At 45.5% G+C, this 19,025-nt stretch carries 13 protein-coding genes; 4 read left to right on the plus strand and 9 right to left on the minus strand.

Annotated features, from left to right (window positions below; translation table 11 throughout):
• Positions 1 to 51 precede the first annotated feature (51 nt).
• Both M3636_RS09975 and M3636_RS09980 read left to right on the plus strand, forming a co-directional pair.
• Entirely contained in the window at positions 52 to 1,197 is a 1,146-nt protein-coding gene (locus M3636_RS09975; RefSeq protein ID WP_128104498.1) for a sensor histidine kinase, read from the plus strand.
• Positions 1,197 to 1,796, plus strand: a complete 600-nt coding sequence (locus M3636_RS09980) for a response regulator transcription factor (protein WP_128102469.1) — start codon at positions 1,197 to 1,199, stop codon at positions 1,794 to 1,796. The genes M3636_RS09975 and M3636_RS09980 overlap by 1 nt, the downstream gene beginning before the upstream one ends.
• A gap of 149 nt (positions 1,797 to 1,945) precedes the next feature.
• Here the strand turns inward: M3636_RS09980 and M3636_RS09985 are convergent, their stop codons facing one another.
• The 3 genes from M3636_RS09985 to M3636_RS09995 all read right to left on the minus strand — a co-directional run bounded on the left by M3636_RS09985 (position 1,946) and on the right by M3636_RS09995 (position 4,561).
• On the minus strand, positions 1,946 to 2,872 hold the full coding sequence (locus M3636_RS09985) for a hypothetical protein (protein ID WP_128102470.1): 927 nt from the start codon (positions 2,870 to 2,872) through the stop codon (positions 1,946 to 1,948).
• 56 nt (positions 2,873 to 2,928) lie between these two features.
• Positions 2,929 to 3,666, minus strand: a complete 738-nt coding sequence (locus tag M3636_RS09990; protein WP_128102471.1) for a polysaccharide deacetylase family protein — start codon at positions 3,664 to 3,666, stop codon at positions 2,929 to 2,931.
• A 391-nt stretch (positions 3,667 to 4,057) separates the two neighbouring features.
• A complete protein-coding gene (locus M3636_RS09995; RefSeq protein WP_056692344.1) occupies positions 4,058 to 4,561 on the minus strand; it encodes a ferritin in 504 nt (167 codons plus the stop codon).
• A 171-nt stretch (positions 4,562 to 4,732) separates the two neighbouring features.
• Between M3636_RS09995 and M3636_RS10000 the strand changes: the two genes are divergently transcribed.
• Positions 4,733 to 5,992 carry an amino acid permease gene (locus M3636_RS10000; protein ID WP_251382333.1) on the plus strand — a complete coding sequence of 420 codons (1,260 nt, stop codon included), beginning with the start codon at positions 4,733 to 4,735 and terminating at the stop codon, positions 5,990 to 5,992.
• A 58-nt stretch (positions 5,993 to 6,050) separates the two neighbouring features.
• On the opposite strand, the gene M3636_RS10005 is transcribed toward M3636_RS10000, so the two are convergent.
• The 4 genes from M3636_RS10005 to M3636_RS10020 form a co-directional block, all read right to left on the minus strand.
• A complete protein-coding gene (locus M3636_RS10005) occupies positions 6,051 to 6,170 on the minus strand; it encodes a hypothetical protein (protein ID WP_056692350.1) in 120 nt (39 codons plus the stop codon).
• 95 nt (positions 6,171 to 6,265) lie between these two features.
• Positions 6,266 to 6,526 carry a YolD-like family protein gene (locus M3636_RS10010; protein WP_128102472.1) on the minus strand — a complete coding sequence of 87 codons (261 nt, stop codon included), beginning with the start codon at positions 6,524 to 6,526 and terminating at the stop codon, positions 6,266 to 6,268.
• A 193-nt stretch (positions 6,527 to 6,719) separates the two neighbouring features.
• Complete coding sequence (locus tag M3636_RS10015; RefSeq protein WP_251382334.1) at positions 6,720 to 8,414, minus strand: DUF11 domain-containing protein; 1,695 nt, start codon at positions 8,412 to 8,414, stop codon at positions 6,720 to 6,722.
• The gene (locus tag M3636_RS10020) at positions 8,411 to 15,136 is read right to left on the minus strand and encodes a DUF7507 domain-containing protein (protein WP_251382336.1); all 6,726 of its coding nucleotides are present in this window, start codon (positions 15,134 to 15,136) and stop codon (positions 8,411 to 8,413) included. The genes M3636_RS10015 and M3636_RS10020 overlap by 4 nt, the downstream gene beginning before the upstream one ends.
• A 290-nt stretch (positions 15,137 to 15,426) precedes the next feature.
• Here M3636_RS10020 and M3636_RS10025 point away from each other — a divergent pair, with 290 nt between their 5' ends.
• Positions 15,427 to 16,506, plus strand: coding sequence for a GGDEF domain-containing protein (locus M3636_RS10025; RefSeq protein ID WP_251382338.1), 1,080 nt, complete (start codon positions 15,427 to 15,429; stop codon positions 16,504 to 16,506).
• Positions 16,507 to 16,609: 103 nt separating this feature from the next.
• Here the strand turns inward: M3636_RS10025 and M3636_RS10030 are convergent, their stop codons facing one another.
• A complete protein-coding gene (locus M3636_RS10030) occupies positions 16,610 to 17,131 on the minus strand; it encodes a hypothetical protein (protein ID WP_251382339.1) in 522 nt (173 codons plus the stop codon).
• A 62-nt stretch (positions 17,132 to 17,193) separates the two neighbouring features.
• Entirely contained in the window at positions 17,194 to 18,837 is a 1,644-nt protein-coding gene (locus tag M3636_RS10035) for a diguanylate cyclase domain-containing protein (protein ID WP_251382342.1), read from the minus strand.
• Between the last annotated feature and the right edge of the window lie 188 nt (positions 18,838 to 19,025).

Below are 19,025 nucleotides of genomic sequence, written 5' to 3' on the forward strand. Positions count from 1 at the left end.
AAATAATCATTGAGTTTGAGCAGTCCCTATAGTTCCAAGGAGGAGAATTTCATTCAGAAGTGGTCGCAACTCTTTTATAAAAATACAGGATTAAACCCCTATGTATGGCTTGTTTTCTTCATTCTACCATTCTATTATATTTCCCAATATTCTAAATTGTGGACTTTGGTTACTGGCATTGTCATCATCCTAGTGTTCTTTGTTTGCTACCTACTCGCCTTCATCACCAAGGGCTGGCAGGTCTACATGTGGATCGGATTTCTAATTGCCATCTCCATTACGATGACCATTGCCTATGACTATGCTTACTTCTCTCTGTTCCTTGCTTTCTTTATTGGAAATATTAAAAATAAAGCAGGATTCGTTACACTATATTCGGTGAATCTAGGAACCAGTTTTCTCACGATTAACTACGGCTTTATCAATCAGAGCTCATTGCTGCTTAGTCAATTCCCGTTTGTCTTCATCTGTCTCATGGCCTCTATCCTTCTTCCGGTAAGTACGTATAACAAAAATAAACGTGAACAACTGGAAGGCCAATTGGAGAATGCCAATAAACGTCTGGATGATCTGGTCAAAATGGAAGAACGCCAACGGATCGCACGTGATCTGCATGATACCCTTGGGCAAAAGCTCTCCCTAATCGGTCTCAAAACCGATTTGGCGAAACGGCTGCTTCGCATGAATCCAGATCAAGCTGAAATTGAACTGAATGATCTGAGACAGACGGCAAGCACAGCTCTCAAGGAAGTACGTGAGATGGTTACAACGATGCGTGGCACCCAATTAGTAGACGAATTATTCCGAGCCGAACAAATTCTCAAGGCTGCCTCCATTGAGTTTGTATTGGAAGGCAATCCTAAATTGCAGGATACCTCTCAGCTTAACGAAAATGTGCTGGGCATGTGTCTGAAGGAAGCTGTTACGAATGTGGTTAAGCATAGTCAAGCAACAGAATGCATCATCCGACTTCAGGAAACACCTTCTGCCAATATTCTGACGGTTCAGGATAATGGCGTAGGTATAGAACGAACACGTAAACAGGATCGGCGCGGTACCGGCATTTTGGGAATGAAAGAACGCTTGGAATTCGTCAATGGATGTCTGGATATTCATTCTGGAGACGACATCGAAGGAACGCGAATTGCCATTCAAGTACCTAAACTGGTTCGCAAACCGATAAAGGAGGAAGAGTAATGATCCGAATCGTAATTGCCGAAGATCAGCGCATGATGTTAGGCGCCTTATCTTCCCTGCTCAATCTGGAGGAGGATATGGAAGTCGTCGGACAAGCAGGTAATGGTCAGGAAGCCCTTGGCCTTGTTCAAGAGCTGAAACCGGATATCTGCCTGATGGATATCGAAATGCCTGTCAAAAGCGGTCTGGAGGCCGCTGAAGAAATGAAAGGTTTGAACTGCAAAGTTATTATTCTGACTACGTTTGCACGAACCGGCTACTTTGAGCGGGCTTTGAAAGGTGGCGTTCGTGGTTATCTATTGAAAGATAGTCCAATTGAGGAGCTGGCTGAAGCCATCCGCCAAGTGATGAACGGACGACGAATCTTTGCACCGGATTTAGTGGACGAAGCCTATGTAGAAGAAAATCCACTCACTGAACGTGAGCATGCTGTCCTTGGTCTAATGGCTGATGGGAAGAACACCAAGGAAATTGCAGGTCATTTATTTATAACTACAGGGACGGTTCGCAACTATATCTCCATTATTCTCAACAAACTCAATGCAAGCAACCGTATTGAAGCCATTACTCGCTCCAAAGAAAAGGGCTGGTTTAAATGAAAGCACCGCTTCAACCCATTAAAAACAAAATAAAAGCTTGGTCAGGAGATGGGAATCAGTCCCATGATGCCTGCCAAGCTTTTTTATTTGATCTTTAGCCATCCGATTAAATCGAATGCACGCCCCTTAGGATACTAGAGCAACAGACTTTATTTCACAGAGGCCACAATGCCAAGTGCTTCATTAGGTACCAAAGAAGTCTTCAATTGCTGAATCTGCTGACCGTTCTCCCATGAAATAACGACATTCACCGATTTCCCGCCACTCGGGTAATTTACGCTAACGAATCCCTTGTCTTTCGGTGCTGGTAAGGTATGCGACTCCAGATACTCCACCATCTTCTTCGCAATGCCCGGATTGTTCATGTTATCCTCTGATACAGAGCGGATCTGTAGTGTCCATCTACCTTCCATCCACGTCAGGTATTGGCTCCCTGCTGCACCTTCAACCATGCCCTTAATACCGTGACCCAGATCAACGGTCATCTCCTGTGGAATGTTGTTCAGATCCGTTTCAGGGAAGATCCCCGTGGAATCTGGATCCTTGTCATTCTTGACTTCGAAGGATGCCAGTGATGTTAAACCTCCGCTGGAGGAAAGTGATGGATCATTCACTGGCAGAGCTTTATCGGTAGCATAAAAGTTCACTTGAAAATGATTAGCTGTATTGGTCTCAATATAAGCTCCCAAGTGTTTGCCTTTTTCTAAATTGAATGCCGTTGGCAAGACAACGTTCTTCATTTTTGACTGAGAACGCACTTCCTTAACTACATCGCTAATGCTAGCTTCATGCTGTGAAGTCCCTGCACTTCCAGTCTTCGTTCCTGATGTCTCTGTATCAGATGTAGTAGAAGCATCTCCACTAGAAGTAGAATTGTTACTCGTTGCTCCCCCCGCATTTCCTTGACTAGCCGCCGGGTCCGTGCTGTTATTTGCTGAGCCTATTTGTTCCCCAGCGGTTGTCGAAGGTGTCTGCTCTGCTGCTGATGTATTGGTGTCTTGACCTCCGCATCCTGCAAGCGCAAGAAGAACTGCTGTCGTAACAGGAATAATGACCCATCGTTTTTGTTTTCTCATGTTGTGTTCCTCCTCTAATCCGTTGGTGAATGTCATTTCTTAATGGTTAGTATGTCTTATCGTTTGTCATTCCAGAAGTTCACTGGCTGCACGCTTTTGTTCAACACTTCGAATTGATAACCCTCTGATTTCAGTGTTTTCAACACTTTCGGTAACACTTTCAAAGTCGCCTCCTGATCGTGCATCAGCACAATTGGAGTTGTTCCACTTTTTTGCACATTATGAATCTGCTTCATTACACTGTTGTATACTCTCTGATGATCTTTCTTGTATTTCCAATCCTCCGAGTCTACATTCCAATCCCACATATGAAATCCACCTTGTGCAAGCATTACGTTCCGATAAGGAGCTTTCATATATGGCTTACTGCCATAGGGTGTACGTACCAAACTTGTTTTGACACCAGCTACTTTATTCAAACTAACGTTGGCTTGTTGCATTTCTTTCAATGCAGTATACGGTGTTTTGTAAAATTTGCCCGGAACATGTGTTACACCATGAAGACCTAAGCCGTGTCCGTCAGCAACGATACGTTTGGTCGCTTTGGGGTATGTTTCCATGTGAGGTCCCAACATGAAGAACGTGGCTTTGGCATGATATTGATCCAAAATATCTAAAAGCTGACCTGTATGTGCAGTTGGCCCATCGTCAAAGGTCAGATATATGATTTTGCTGTTAGCCTTAGCTCCGTTATCCTTGGAAGAAGCCTTGGCAGAAACCGCCTGTGGTAAAAGTAATGGAATAATAAGTAAAATAGCAAGTGCGGTGATCCATGATCTGCGAATATGTAACATAAATTGAAGTCTCCCTTGTGTCTTGTATTTCCCCGGGTGTCGAAATTTCTCTCACTGCATCCCTTGGCGATTAACACCAATTCTATCAAGAAAGATGCCTATCAATCTCGCTTTAAATGCTACGGTCGAGTTACACTTTTGTCAGATTAACCGAAAAAATAAAACGAAAATGATAGATTTGAGTTGAATAATGCCCTGCAGGATAAATAAATACTTACATATTATCATATTAACCTAATTTGACCCATTTGATAGACTCAGTAAAATTAATTCAGGGTACAACGCAAAGAAGCCTGCATAGCGCAGGCTTCTTGTATGTAGATCTATGTGCGATCAGGCTCAAATATCTCAAACATTTCTCACATCACTTGAGCCGAATCCATCGAACCTATTACTCTGCTGGAGCTGTAAATGAGCGTTTAGCAAATTCAGCATCTAGCATATAGAACGCATTGCTGTCTTTCTCGATGCGACGAAGCTTTTGAATGATATTATCAAACAACGCCTCTTCTTCCACCTGCTCGTCAATGAACCACTTCAGGAAATACATTGTTGCGTGTTCACGCTCATTCAATGCAATATCTGCCAGATTGTAGAATTTTTTCGTATTTTGTTGTTCATGGGCATAACCATGTTCGAACACATCCAACATGGAAGAATACTCATTTTTTGGCTCAGGCAGTGCAGCAAGTGTCGCACGTTGTCCACGATCATTCAAGAATTTGTAAATTTTCATACCATGAAAACGTTCCTCTTCTGCTTGTACGATGAAGAAGTTAGCAAAACCATCTAGACTTTTGCTGGAACAATATGCTGCCATTGCAAGATATACATGAGCTGAATAAAACTCAAAGTTCATCTGTTCATTCAGCGCTTCTGTCAGTTCTTTACTCATTGTGAATACACCTCTTACTTTCTCTAGGGATGTTCCTATCTTACCATATTGTGCATGGGACTAACATCGTTTTTCTACAAAATTCGCCAATGACTTAACGATGGTTTCTCCTATATAATGTCATAGTTATATGTTCATTATTCTCATCTAGAAAGCAGGTACATCTCTCTTATGCAATCATCAAACGAGCTCAAAAAAACGATTGGCATGCCACAAGCTGTTGCACTCTATGTAAGTGCAGTCCTCGGCTCGGGTGTCCTAATCGTTCCTGGTCTTGCTGCCGAGCTGGCCGGGCCTGCATCACTCTTAGCCTGGGGAGGTATGGTACTGCTCATCCTTCCACTCGCTTTGTCCATGGGTCTGCTCTCCGCTCGTTACCCGAACGCAGGTGGCGTATCCCATTTTGTTACACTTGCTTTTGGCCCAAGAGCAGGAGCAATGGTCGGCTGGTTCTTCCTCATGTCAGTACCCATCGGCGCTCCAGTTGCTTCATTAACCGGTGCAGGATATATGACAGCGGCGCTTGGTTTGGGAGAAGGTGCTCGTATTGCCATTGCAGCGACCATGTTGACGGCAGGGCTACTCATCAATATTGTCGGGATGCAGCTCGCAGGCAAAGTTCAAATCGGCGTTGTCATCGCAATCATTGCGGTACTTATCATGACCTTTATTCTTGCCGTGCCTCATCTGGAATCCAGTCATTACGAGCCCTTTATGCCTCATGGATGGATGAGTGTAGGACAAGCCGGAGCTATATTATTCTGGTGCTTCATCGGTTGGGAGGCTGTTTCTCATCTCTCTGAGGAATTTACCGATCCCCGAAAAGCCGCAATCAAAGGTGTGACCATTGCCGCCGTTATTGTTGGAATACTCTATTTCCTAACGGCTCTTGCCACAGTAGGTACCCAAAGTTATCTGCATGGCGGAGCAGATGTTTCCCTTGTTTGGATTATTAGCCAAGCGCTTGGCTCCTGGGGAAGTCTCATCGCAGGTCTAACAGGTGTATTTATCTGTACAGCGACAGTCATCGCCTATACAGGTGCTGCTTCTCGCGTAGCCTTTGCACTGGCAAGACAAGGCGCTGCACCACAATGGTTGACACGTCTATCCGGTCGTTTCCATACACCGATTGCAGCACTTGGTTTTCTCGCCATCTGCTTTATCCTTGTTCTCAGTATCTATAGCTCGGGACTTGTTTCTTTAACGACACTGATCCAGCTCCCGAACGCAACCTTCATCCTAACCTATCTAGGAGGTTGTGCAGCGGGGATCCGATTGCTCAAAGGTAATCGCACTGGAGTCATCATAAGCTGGATTTCCTTCATCGCTACAGCGATTATTTTTCCTTTTGCTGGCTGGGCGGTGTTATATCCGGTAGTGATCGTCATTCTCTATGGGCTGGTTAGTCGTAATCGAAAGGCAATCGAATAAGTGAAGTATAAAAAAGCTCTGCCTCGGCGGCAGAGCTTACTTTCGTTCCTTTATGCAATTATACCAAGAACGCTTTGGAGATGATAACCAACAGGATGAACAGAACCAGAATGGCACCTACAGAAGTGAAACCTCCGTATCCGTAGCCTCTTGTGTCTCCGCCTAATACTTCGCTCATTGACCGTACCTCCTCTGCAACAGGTATGGGTTATCTTATGCAGGATGGATGGTTTTGACTAGGCGAATATACTCAATTTTAAATAATGGGCTATTTTAATAATATCTGGGTGAATCTACACGCATTATATCCAAGAAAGGAACCTTAGCCGTAAAATCCTCTTCGGTATGCTCTACATGCACCAGCCGAGTACGTGAATCAAGCTTTACAATAACGCCTTGAACCTGCTCTTCCTTCCCCCACACCGTCAACAATACTTCTGAACGCTCATGGTAGGCTTCAACGAGTTGATTGCCCAGCTCCTCAAGTTCAAATTCATCCCGCGTGGGTCGCTTTGCTACTTTTGCTTTTGCCAAAATAGGGCCTCCTCTACAACTAATCCGATATCCCGATCCGCAGGGTAACTGCAGGCATATTCAATTAGTATACCATTCATTTACGCTCGTGTACTGTTTTGGAGAAGATTCGAAGGTCTAAATATCGAACAAGTTCTGGAAACAAGCCTATGACTCAAAATCATGCAAAAATGGATTGCGAACCTCGCTCGTACTACTCATCTCTTTCTTCCACAATAATTGTATACTCATTCGAAAGGGACTTCCCAACTCTGCGCTGACCTCTCCATTCATAAGAATAATTCGCGGTTAGGGTACCTTGCTGCTTCGTTATATCTCCATCGGAGGTAATTTGAACAACATACGAAATATCCTTCTCCTCGCCTGGCTCCACATCCCCTAAATGTAGATTTCGTGGTGTAGCGTATTCGGGGATATTTATTTGCAGCTCTCCATGAGCACGCCCAACCCATCTAGCTCCCGGTGGCAGTATATTCGTTAATTGTACACGCGCAGGCCAACTGCCGTGATTGGCAACTCGAACATGGAAGACTACCTCTCCCTCTGCTTCTACAAGTGTCGGAGCTACCTCCACATAGACTGTGATTATAGGAACCTTCAATTGAATCGTTGCCTCATTTGATATCACGGTTCGCTGCACATTTCGCGAATCTGGCAATCGAAACGTGTAGAGCAGACGTGCCTTATTCACGATTTCAAGCTGCTGAGGATTCACTTGATCCATCTCCATAAGTTGTGCCTCGAACTGAATATGCATAGTAGAGCGGGCAGTCAGTGTTCCAAGGTTGAATCCACGACTCGGATCAGCACCTGGCCTTTTGACTCCATTCCACCCAAGACTTCCTTCCACAAATCGCACTCCGTTGGGTAGCACATCCAGCATTGTTGCATCTACGGCGTAACGGCTCTCGTTCGCAACCGTAATGTCATAACACACCGTGTCTTCCACCGTTGCGACCTCAGGATTTACCGTTTTGCGAATGGAGATACGAGGCTGAATGACCTCAAGTGTTGCTTCATTAGAGTAGATCGTTTCTCTCTGTCCTGCTGAGATGTAACTTAATCTAGCCTGGCTTGTAACCCCTTCTGTGTCCAACGCAGCTGTCACTTGCACGCGGTATTGAATCTGTATTGAACGTTCTGGCAACACATCCCCAATTATTATTCCCGATTCTGGTGTCATCTGAGGAACGAACATGTCATTCACAACAACACTTCCAGGAATAAACTGAACTCCTGAAGGCAACACGACCGTCACTTGGGCATCTGTCGCCGTTACAAAACCAGGATTACGTACAATGATGTTATACGTTACAATGTCACCTGGAAAAGTCTGAACATGGTCTGCTTGCAGAGCAATCTCAAGACGAGGGGAGACAAGACTGACCTCCACCGTGTTCGAACGCTCCTCCCCCCTGTACGTTCTCCCTTCTGATGTCACAAACTCATAACGAACAAGAGCCTGATTGAGCAGCTTCAAGCTTTCGGGTAAGCGGATAATCATGACTTGAAAATGAAACCGCAACCTCGCTCCGGGCGCAATCTCACTCGGTGGCAACCCTTGTGCTGGGGATGAGCCAGGCAACGGAATCCCATCACGAAGTACGCTATTTGGCAACAGAGAGGTATCTGCGGATAATGAATCCGATACATAGACCGTAGCCGTGCAATTGCCTGAATTGATAATTTCAATGAGATAGATCAAGGACTGACCCAATGTTGCCACTGTCGCACTGCACTGTTTACGAACTTCAAGTCTTGGTCCTACCCACGGTGTAACGACCGTATTAGAATAGGCTACCTGCTCCTGTTCAGTTGTACCTGAATTGAATCGAACCATGGATTGATTCTGCAGCCAATGTGACCACGAATCGGAAGTCGAACTCATATCACCACAACCTCAACCCTAAATGTAATCGTAACCGAAGCACCTGCAGCAATGGATCCCAGTGTAATTCCGGTATTCGGATTCGCAGTTGGACGCGCTGCTCCATCCACGGTTACGCTACCTGGTACAAAGACACTTCCTGCTGGCACGGGATCGACCATCACGACGTTGTTAACAACTTCAATACCGCTGTTAGTTACAACAATGGTATACGTGATCACATCTCCTACCACTGCATCAATCGCACTCGTACTCTTGACAACTACGACATTCGGCGCTGACACAGGGATGACAAGAACATTAGACACAACACTTCCCGTTAATTGGCGGCCATCTGGCGGGCTATACGTGAAGTCAGCAACAGCTTGGTTAATAAGTTGTTGATTCTGTGGTAACGAATCGACCGTTACGCCAAGGGTAACCGTCACATTAACAGATGCACCAGGAGACAACGTACCTACGACAATACCTGTATTGGGATCAGCTCCAGGTTGTGGCACACCATCGATCAGCACACTGTTCGGCAGCAATACTGTTCCATCTGGGATAGAGTCGGTCAATGTTAACTGGACAGGGAGATTTCCTGTATTGGTTAAGGAGAAAGAATAAATAATGGTATCACCAATTGTGGCATTTGAAGTACTGGCAGTTTTGGTCACAGCAACAATCGGTTGATAGATTGGCGTAACGACTGTATTGGAATATGAAGCACCAGAGAAAACTCCAGATGTGAAGCTTACATAAGACTGGCTACTCACCTGAGGTGGTGTAGGTAATGTATTAACTCGTACGGTATAAGACACCGCAGCAGAAGCACCTGGTGCGAGCGTGCCTATAGCTATACCTAACGCAGGGTTTGCCGATGCCCTAACAACGCCGTCTACTAACACACTCCCTGTAATAAAGGTTACAGCTGGACTAATAGGGTCTGTTAATAACACATTGTTGACGGGGTCTATTCCGTTGTTCGTTATGACCATCTCATAAACAATGGTATCCCCCACTACAGCGTCAGTCGCAGGTGTTGTTTTGACAACCGTAACATCAGGAGCGGATACCTGAATCGCAAGTGTATTAGACGTCAAACTTCCTCCAAGCGTTCTACCGTCAGGTAACGTATATGAAAACGTTGCAGAAGCTTGGTTAACAATCGACTGACTGAGTGGCAATGTTACGATGACAACCGAAAACATTACTATCGTTGTTGTAGAAATGACGCCTAAAGGAATACCCGATGCAGGATCAGCGCCTGGCGCACTTGCTCCATTAATGATGACACTGTTTGGAACCAATTCGGTGCCAGCAGGAATCGTATCGGTAAGCGTCACCGTTGCTCCATAGTTTCCAGCGTTGGAGATGGCGATGCTGTACACGACGGTATCCCCAACGGTAGCAAGAGCCTGATCTCCTGTTTTGACCGCAGTCAAAATAGGCTGATATACCGGCGTTGTTACTGTATTCGAGAAGGTGGTTGCAGAAAAAGCTCCCGAAGTGAAGCTGACAGTCGATTGATTGTTGAGTACCGCGCTCGCTGGAAGAGCCGTCACTCTTATGCTAAACACAACGGTTACTGTTGCGCCTGGTGCAATAGAACCCAGTGAAAGTCCAGTTGATGGATTAGCTCCGGGACGTAGCACCCCATCTACAAAGACACTATTTGCTACCAGTGCTGTACTGGCCGGGATTGCATCTGTAAATATGACATTGCTAACACTCGCAATTCCGTTATTCCGCACAGCAATGCTATAGGTTACCGTATCGCCAACGGAGACCGCCGTAGACGTTGTTGATTTAACTACAGCGATATCTGGAGCAGACACAGGAATCGTGACAACATTGGACTGAATCGAGCCTGTAATGTTTCTTCCATCTGGAAGTGTGAAGGATAGTGCTACAGTAGCCTGATTAACCAATTGCTGTGGCGTTGGCAGACTATCAATAACAACGGAGTACGTAATCGTTGTTGTTGCACCTGCAGCCACATTCCCGGCTGGAATACCTGTTGCAGGATTGGCTGCTGGTAATGGCTGACCATTCACAATAACGCTGTTGGGAACAAAAATTGTACCCGCAGGTAATGCTGCAGACAAGTTAATCTGAGCACCGTAATTCCCCTGATTGCTCACCGTTACCGTATAACTGACTGTGTCTCCTACCGTTGCATTCTGTGTACTTGCGGTTAAAACGGCAGACAGAATGGGCTGGAATACAGGTGTCACTACCGTATTGGAGAAGGTCGTACCTGAGAATGCACCTGAGGTGAAACTTACTGTCGATCGATTGCTTAACTGTCCTCCTGGTGGAATTTCATTGACTCTAATATTGAAGGTAACTGTAGCACTCGCTCCTGGTGCCAGTGTGCCAAGCGCTACTCCTCCTGCCGGATTAGCCGCCGGTTGGACAACACCATTGACTGTAACACTTCCTGCAACAAAGGTTGCACCGGCAGGAATGGGATCAGAAAACTGAATATTACTTACAGGTGCAATACCACTATTCGTGACGAGAATAGAGTACGTTACTATATCGTTAACTGCTGCTGCTGTAGATACTGTACTTTTGACCACAGCCACATTCGGAGCAGACACAGGGAATGTAAGTGTGTTAGAAGTGGCTGAGCCGGTTAATGTCCGTCCATCGGGCGGAGTGAATGTAAATGATGCTGTAGCAAAATTGCTCAGCTGTTGAGGTGTTGGCAAGGAAGACAGTATAACAGCAAACGTTACAGTAGCTGTTACTCCCGCAGCTACATTACCTACCGGAATTCCCGTTACAGGTGAAGCTCCGGGTTGCGGTACTCCAGCGACAACGACGCTATTGGGTACAAAGGTAGTCACCGCAGGAATTGCGTCCGTTAACGTGACGATGGCTTCAAGATTTCCCGCGTTACTTACAGTTACTGTGTAGACAATCGTATCCCCTACAGTTGCATTGACTGTGTTAGCCGTTTTCACAAGCGAGATCTGCGGTTGTATAACCGGGGTCACTGTTGTGTTGGACGTTGATGATCCCGAGAATGTACCTGATGTAAAGCTAACCGTAGACTGATTGCTAATCTGCGAAGGAACCGGCATAGTAATCCTCACCTCAAAAGTTACGGTAGCTTCCGCTCCTGGAGCTAGAGTACCGATTGGAATACCGGCTGACGGATTGGAGAGCGGGAATGAAACCCCGTTCACAATGACGCTTCCGGGTACAAACGGGGTATTCGCTGGAAGTGGGTTGTTAAATACAACATTGTTGACAGCAACCGTTCCATTGTTACGAATGACTGACGTATAAATAACGGTATCGCCAGATACGGCATAGTCTAGATTATCGCTGTTTACAACCGTTACATTGGGAAGAGATACCGGAACAGTAACTGTGTTGGAGGAGGAAGTAGCTGTAATGACTCTTCCGCTTGGGAGAGTAAAGTTGTATACCGCTCCTGACTGGTTCGTTAATTGCCTTGAACTTGGCAGACTTGTTACGGTGGCAACAAAGGTTACCGTAGCGCTGCCCCCGGCTGGGACTTGCCCTATATTAATTCCGGTATTCGGACTTACGCCTGGGGCTGGAGCACCGTTAATGATGACACTGTTGGTGTTAAATACTGCACCGGCGGGTACAGGGTCGTTTATCGTCACTACTGCAGCGATATTACCCCTGTTATTAACTTGGATTGTATAGTTAAACGAATCTCCAACCGTCAGATTTGTTGTACTCGCGGATTTCACCAATTGTATGATCGGTTGAAATACGGGAGTCGTGACAACAACGGAAGAAGATACGCCATTAAAACTTCCGGTTGTAAATGCAGCTCCCGCTCGGTTGCTAACAGAACCTGTGGTGGGTACCGCTGTAACTCTTGCCTGATACGTGATGGTTGCACTGTTAGAGCTACTGCTGGAGCTACCTAATGTGCCTATCGAAATCCCTGCAATTGGACTTGCGGATCTCGCAGCAGTCCCGTTAATGGTTACACTGCCTGACACAAATTCTAGGCCTGTGGATGGGGCATCCGAGACGATGACATTTTGTACAGCAGCGATGCCTGCATTTGTAACAACCACCGTATAGGTTAGAATTTCCCCCACTGTAACATCAGGCGCATTCACGGTTTTGGTGATGGTGACATTGGGAGCAGAAGCCGCAATCTGAACTTGGTTAGACGCTGCGCTTCCCGATAGACTCCGACCACTTGGCAGTAGATACGTGTAACTGGCTGTTGCCTGATTCTGCAAGGTCGGTGGTGAAGGAATCGAGCTCAATGTTGTTTGAAAAACAACCGTCGAGATCCCTCCTGGCGCAAGAGTTCCCAATGAAATTCCTGTTACTGGACTCGTTCCTGGTCGAGCCGAGCCATTCACGGTTACAGATCCAGCAATAAAGGTAAGACCTGCCGGAATCGTATCTGTTACATTCACTTGAGCACTTAGATTCCCTGTATTTCTAACAACCAACGTATATCCAATCTGGTCACCCAACGTTGCATTTGTTGCGCTAGCCGACTTATTGATTGATATTACAGGTTGAAATACAGGTGTACTTATTGAATTGGAGTTCGAAATCCCTGAGAACGCACCGGAACTATACGACACGACTGCCTGGTTACCTAGTGATCCCGACACAGGTAGGGACTGCACATTAACCTGAAACGTAACTGTAGCTGAAGTGCCGGCTGCCAGTGTGCCAAGAGATATGCCACTGCCTGGATTGGCAGCAGGTACATTCGTTCCTCTAACGACCACACTGCCAGGTACAAATGCTGTGCCAGCGGGAAGAATGTCCGTAAGTACGACATTGTTGATCGCCTGAATGCCACCATTCGATGTAACGATGGAATACGTAAATGTTTCGCCAACGGCAACGTCCGTAATCGTTGCTGATTTGACCACGACAACATTTGGTAACGTAACAGGAATAGATAAAATGTTCGATGCCACTGAACCGTTAATCGTTCGTCCGTCAGGCGAATTAAAGGTATAGGTAGCCGTAGCTTGATCCACCAGTGTTGGGGGCGAAGGCAGATTCGTTACAAGCACCTGAAAGGTTACTGTCGTTACACTTCCTGCTGCAAGGCTTCCAAGATTCACACCTGTCGCCGGGTTGGCTCCTGCCACCACATTGCCATTCACACGAAAGCTGCCTGCAACATAAGAGCTGCCTGCAGGAATGTTATCCGTGAGGGTCACGTTTGCCGCTACATTGCCTCCATTGTTAACTTGAAGAGTGTAGGTCACTTGATCCCCAACCGTAGCATTGGTAGTACTCGCTGATTTCACAATAGACAGGTTAGGAGAATATACCGGTAATACAGAGCTGTTGGACGGAATTACACCCGTGATGACCGAACCACCTGCTACACTCTGAAAAGTAAAGGCCGCACTAGCAGAATTGACTAGTTGCAAAATATTAGCATCGGGTCCGATTAATGCGCGATATGTGACGACAATACTACTAGATAGATTCAATGAGCCCAGAGGTATACCCGTTGTCACATCCAGCGTTGGCCTAGATACTCCTGCCACAGTGACACTGCCTGGAATAAAGGTGAGACCCGGTGGCAATGTATCCGAAAGCACCACACTAGCGGCACTAGCTGTACCTCCGTTACTAATCGTTACTGTATACAGGATGCTATCCCCTGCTACAGCTCCGGTGGCGACGGAAGCCTTAGCAACTGTAATTCGGGGTGCATTGATATCAACCTGTATGGCATTGGCATTAACGATGTAGGCATCTCCCGAAGTGGTGAGCGTCAGTACCGCTGAGGACTGGTTATTTATCAACCGAGCCGAGACGTCTACATTCGTAATATCCCAGCCTTGGCGTCCACCAACGATGTTGGAACCAGGAGCTCCATTCACTTGGTTACGTGTGCCAAACGTACCTGTTGTGTTCAGTGCTCCGGTATCCCCGTTAATTTGAGACGCAAAAAAATTCGCTGCCAGATTGTTCGGGCCAGATAAAGCAACCGAAGTCGCTGATGTCGGGCCAAAGAGCGCCTGGTCTCCGGTTCGGTTGGCATCTCCCTCCTGTGCACTGAATAAAGCCCTGCCCCCAAGCGTACCGGATAGTGGCGTAGCAAACCCAGTCAGTGTGGTGACTACTGGCGCCGAAGTGGATTGTACAAGCACACCACCAGCCCGAAGAGACATGTTTCGAAACGGAAGATTTCCGTTCTGGTAAATAACCCCTAGTGTCCAACCCGCGTGATTTGCTGTAGCATCGTTTGTAATGACAATCGTGCCTACGACAGCCCCCGTGATGTATGTACCTGCCCCACCATTTGCGACTAATGTGGTTACATTCGCTGAACGTACGTACCCCGCAGCATTATTTCCTAGATCGAATTGATTGTACGTAAGTGGATCGGGAGTAATGCTAAAAGTCCCCGCCGGAGTAGTAAAGGTTACAGGGTTATTAATGGCTGCACTGAGATTGACCGTGCCATTAATATAGCTTCCTCCCCAGATTAATTCTGCGTACAAGATTGTACTGCCAGCAGGAAGATTCAGAATGGCTGCGGAACTGTTGCTCTGGTATGCACTCGTAGTCCCAAGAGGATATGTTCCGTATTGCACACCCGCATTCGTTGTCGTAAAACCTCCGATACTGTCTTGCGTTCCAGGTACCCCTGCCGTATCTGAACGACTTAGACCAAGGGTATTGCCCGTAAAAGTGATTGCTCCTGTAGCGTTAACGGTTGAGCGAACGACAAGAGGAATGGAGTTCACCTCCCCTTCATCCAAAATCATGTTCCTTGATATGGAGCCTTGTAAAAGTCTATGACGCACCCTTCAGAAATTTGTTTATTCTAGGGTGAAAATTTCTTTCTTTTGGTGTATACTTGTACATTTTATTTCAAATTTAATGATTGCCTTTTGTCCAATGTGATTTATAATCATCATATACGAGAGAAGAAGTTTCGTATCATTATGATGCAGTCAGCGGTGATATATTGAAAATTCCCTTTACACAACGTAGTCATATACCTACAGATTATGAGTTCAAACATTCCAAGTGGATGAAGAAAATATTACGAGCCTACTGGCTTGTTATTAGCCTCCATGCACTCGTACAGATTGCTTGCTACGTATTCCTCGCTTATGATCGCACTCCAGCCGATTTCATCGTGAATGTAGTCATTTGGCCTACGGCGGCGGGAAGTGCAGGTATTCTCTTCGCAAGTTGGATTGATCGACGGTTGAGCTCCTATTCCTCTTATGCCATGTCGGCAGCCAGCACCATCATTGCTTGGACGATCATTCATGTCAATTATGACATTCGGATTATTATAGCTGCATGTTTGTTGCCTATATTTTCTTCCGTGTTGTTCTTCAACAAAAAAGGAGTATGGGTCTCTTTTGTCATGCAGATGATAGGTTATCTTCTATTACTTGGAGTGCCTAGCTATCGCCAGTTTTTAAGTTCATTTGATATCGTTTCCATACCTGTATTCCTGCTTGCCGGCACTTATGTTGCTCAAGTCATTGTTACCAGCAGTATTGAAGTTCTGGATGATCTCAAGGACAGCATGTTAGCTAAACAAGACCTGATCGTTAGAAATGCTATTATGGCCAAACAATCCAAAACAGATGGATTAACCAACCTGTATAATCAAAGTTCATTCAAGGATTATTATGATAAAGCGTATGAATACGCCAATAACGGCATGAGTCTTCACCTCGCATTAATCGATATCGACGATTTCAAAGCGATTAATGATACCTACGGACATCGCGTGGGCGATGTTATTTTAGAGAAAGTTTCATTAATCATTCAAGAAAATATAACTTCAAGTGATATTGCGGCACGTTACGGTGGAGAAGAGTTTGCCATCTTAATGTTCGAGCAGTCTTTTGAGCAAGCTTATGCGATGGTAGAGCAGATTCGGCAAAAAATTGCGAATATGGGACATCTCGAACTTGATGGTGCTTTTGTTACCGTTAGTGTTGGTCTCAAGAGTTATAGCCCGCACCTCTCAAAGGACAAGTTGTTTGAAGAGGTTGATGCGTGCCTATATGCCGCCAAACGGACAGGAAAAAACAAAACCGTCACCTCCCTTGATCTGCCAAATCTAAAGTCTGACGTATCCGGTGTATAGGAATGGTCAAAATCAAAAAAAGTTGTGTTGATTAACCGCATTACGGTTAACAGCACAACTTTTTTGGCATTTAGCATGTATTCGATTCATGGCATTTTGGCGGTTATTCCGCCCAATCCCAGCGATTCTTATTTTGCTCCAATCTGGGATGAAGTTCTGTAGCTGGGCCATAAATAATAATTCGCACTTCTTTGATCCATTCCTTGAAGGAGTCGAAGGAAGCGAACAGATTCGCCATTTCAGTGGTTAGATACAAAAAATGAGGTGCTGGATACTCGGCTTTAATATGACGTAAGGCTGTATCCATCGGTGTGTATTTCTTCCGCTTTCCCTCAAGCGCTTCTACACGTATACGGGCATCTGTATGTTCCCGTCTCCATTCGTGCAGCCGATCCTCTCGTTTGAAGTAAGGCAGTATGCTCCCTGATCTCATCCGTTTAAATGTACTTTCATGAAGCGGATAGAGCACTAATTGTGCAAAAGCACGACTGTTCGCGAGGTTCAACGCATGCTCCAATTGTTCGTCTGTGATCTGCTCGAATGTATCATAAAAAATGAGTGTACCCTTGCGGCTCGCCGCCGGGGGTTCGTAACCGTATGGCACGTTAGTATACGAATTAGCCATTCTTCCCCCACCCTCCTTAATCGATTGCTTCACAGAAGCATGTAACATATGTTTATTATGGACTACCCGTTACTTTTCAAATCCGAATAAAATGTCATCCGATTTTTACCTGCACGCTTGGATTCATACAATGCCTCATCGGCCATCCGAATAATTTCGCTTGGATTGTTACTGTTGGTTGGATACTCCGCACCACCGATACTGCATCCAATCTGAATACGCTCATATTCAATTACAAAAGGTTTGTTCAAACTTTGGATAATGTCCTCCGCATACACTCTAGCTTCCTCACGTGGATTGCTTCCCACTGAACGAAGCACGATCAGAAACTCATCTCCGCCCAATCTGACAGTTATCCCTTTTTCCTGACTTAGCGCATTGAGACGTTGAGCTACTTTTTGTAACAAGACATCCCCCGTTTGATGACCAAGGGAATCATTCACGCTTTTGAATCCATCCAGATCAAGATAGAGGAAGGTGAGTGTGTGATCCACGCTTTCTGTCTCCAGCGACTCTTCCAGGTAGTATTCAAGAGCCGTCCGGTTTGGTAAACCGGTTAATTGATCGAAGTGCGCCAAATTCTGCATTACAACAAGCTCAGAGTCTTTATTTTTTAGTGAAACGACCATCTCCCTGAGGGAACGAGATAGTTCTTCAATCTCTCCAAACCCCTTATTTTCTGGAATCTGTACTTCTTCTCCAGCACGAAGCTGATTAGCTACTCGTGTAAGGCGCATCAATGGAGCCGCAATTTTACGGGAAACCCACCATCCAATCAGTGCAAATAACAGCGTAACTGCAAGCCCTGACCAGATGTTGAACCAGAGCATATCTGATACAGACGCAAAAGCGGTGGATTGAACCTGGCGGATTACTACCGTCCATCCGAGTCCTGGATAATCCAAATGCCCTTGGCTATACGCAAATCCAGTAACGTATTTTTTTCCATCTGGCCATTTTTCGGTTGTCCAACTGCTTTTGTTCATTTGTGCTTGTTGGATTTGAGCTAATTTTAACGGTTTACCCAACCAATCTTTCGGTCCTAATAGCACCGTGTTTTCTTTCTTACTCACAATAAAAAATTCAATATCCTTCTCCTCAGAAAGCAACGGAGCAAGAATGGAGTCTTCAACTTCCTTCGCCCAAGCCCAGCTCAAATGTGCAGCGAGAACACCACGGGTATTGCCATCACTATCCTTTACTGGAAAGCTTATATCGACAAATTGCAGCGGTTCACCTGTGGGGTTAGGCAGAAGTTTCGCAAGCAACACCGCATTATGAACATCTCCAATGAATTTACCCTTAATCCCTTCCTGATACACAGGTCTTTCGGATAAATCTTCCCCTAACAAAATACCATCGGTTGCAGCAAGAACTTTTCCTTTAGGATTCATGTATCCTACCCAGGAATAAGAGGGAAAGCTATCCTGAAGCTGATCCAATAACATCTGAATTTCACTAGGCTCGAATCGATCCTCCAGCGCAGCCATTCGACCTAGCAGATCCAGTTCACCTGAACGTGACCACATAAAACGATCTAATTTGTCAGATGCTTGTGAAGCAGTACCCATTAACGAGTGTCCGATTTCCGTCTCCACTGCAAGGAACGACTTTTGACTGAAAATATAACCGATTGTTAACGATACAAGCAAAGATAACGTAGCAAAGATTGCAGTAAGTACAGTTCTAAGTTTGAATGACATCATTGCCTCCAGTAAAACGGTGAAACCATCTTGCTTTTATAACATAATCATGTTGCAAAAGGTACATGGGATGTCACCAATTTCGTTTTCATATTTATCGGAATTGATGTGCTTTTTTATTATACATTCCCATACAATATGTTGCGTAAATTCGTACGAGTTTCTTCCATTCAAAGAATAGTCACGATTCT

It is taken from the genome of Paenibacillus sp. MER 99-2 (genome assembly GCF_023714095.1).
In the GTDB taxonomy this organism is placed as follows: Bacteria; Bacillota; Bacilli; order Paenibacillales; family Paenibacillaceae; genus Paenibacillus.

Excerpts from the sequence above, each read along its gene's own strand:
- M3636_RS09995 (WP_056692344.1), bottom strand. The coding sequence starts at position 4,561 with ATGAGTAAAGAACTGACAGAAGCGCTGAATGAACAGATGAACTTTGAG.
- M3636_RS10000 (WP_251382333.1), top strand. The coding sequence starts at position 4,733 with ATGCAATCATCAAACGAGCTCAAAAAAACGATTGGCATGCCACAAGCT.
- M3636_RS10005 (WP_056692350.1), bottom strand. The coding sequence starts at position 6,170 with ATGAGCGAAGTATTAGGCGGAGACACAAGAGGCTACGGATACGGAGGT.
- M3636_RS09980 (WP_128102469.1), top strand. The coding sequence starts at position 1,197 with ATGATCCGAATCGTAATTGCCGAAGATCAGCGCATGATGTTAGGCGCC.
- M3636_RS09985 (WP_128102470.1), bottom strand. The coding sequence starts at position 2,872 with ATGAGAAAACAAAAACGATGGGTCATTATTCCTGTTACGACAGCAGTT.
- M3636_RS09990 (WP_128102471.1), bottom strand. The coding sequence starts at position 3,666 with ATGTTACATATTCGCAGATCATGGATCACCGCACTTGCTATTTTACTT.
- M3636_RS10030 (WP_251382339.1), bottom strand. The coding sequence starts at position 17,131 with ATGGCTAATTCGTATACTAACGTGCCATACGGTTACGAACCCCCGGCG.
- M3636_RS10035 (WP_251382342.1), bottom strand. The coding sequence starts at position 18,837 with ATGATGTCATTCAAACTTAGAACTGTACTTACTGCAATCTTTGCTACG.
- M3636_RS10015 (WP_251382334.1), bottom strand. The coding sequence starts at position 8,414 with ATGAGTTCGACTTCCGATTCGTGGTCACATTGGCTGCAGAATCAATCC.
- M3636_RS10025 (WP_251382338.1), top strand. The coding sequence starts at position 15,427 with ATGAAGAAAATATTACGAGCCTACTGGCTTGTTATTAGCCTCCATGCA.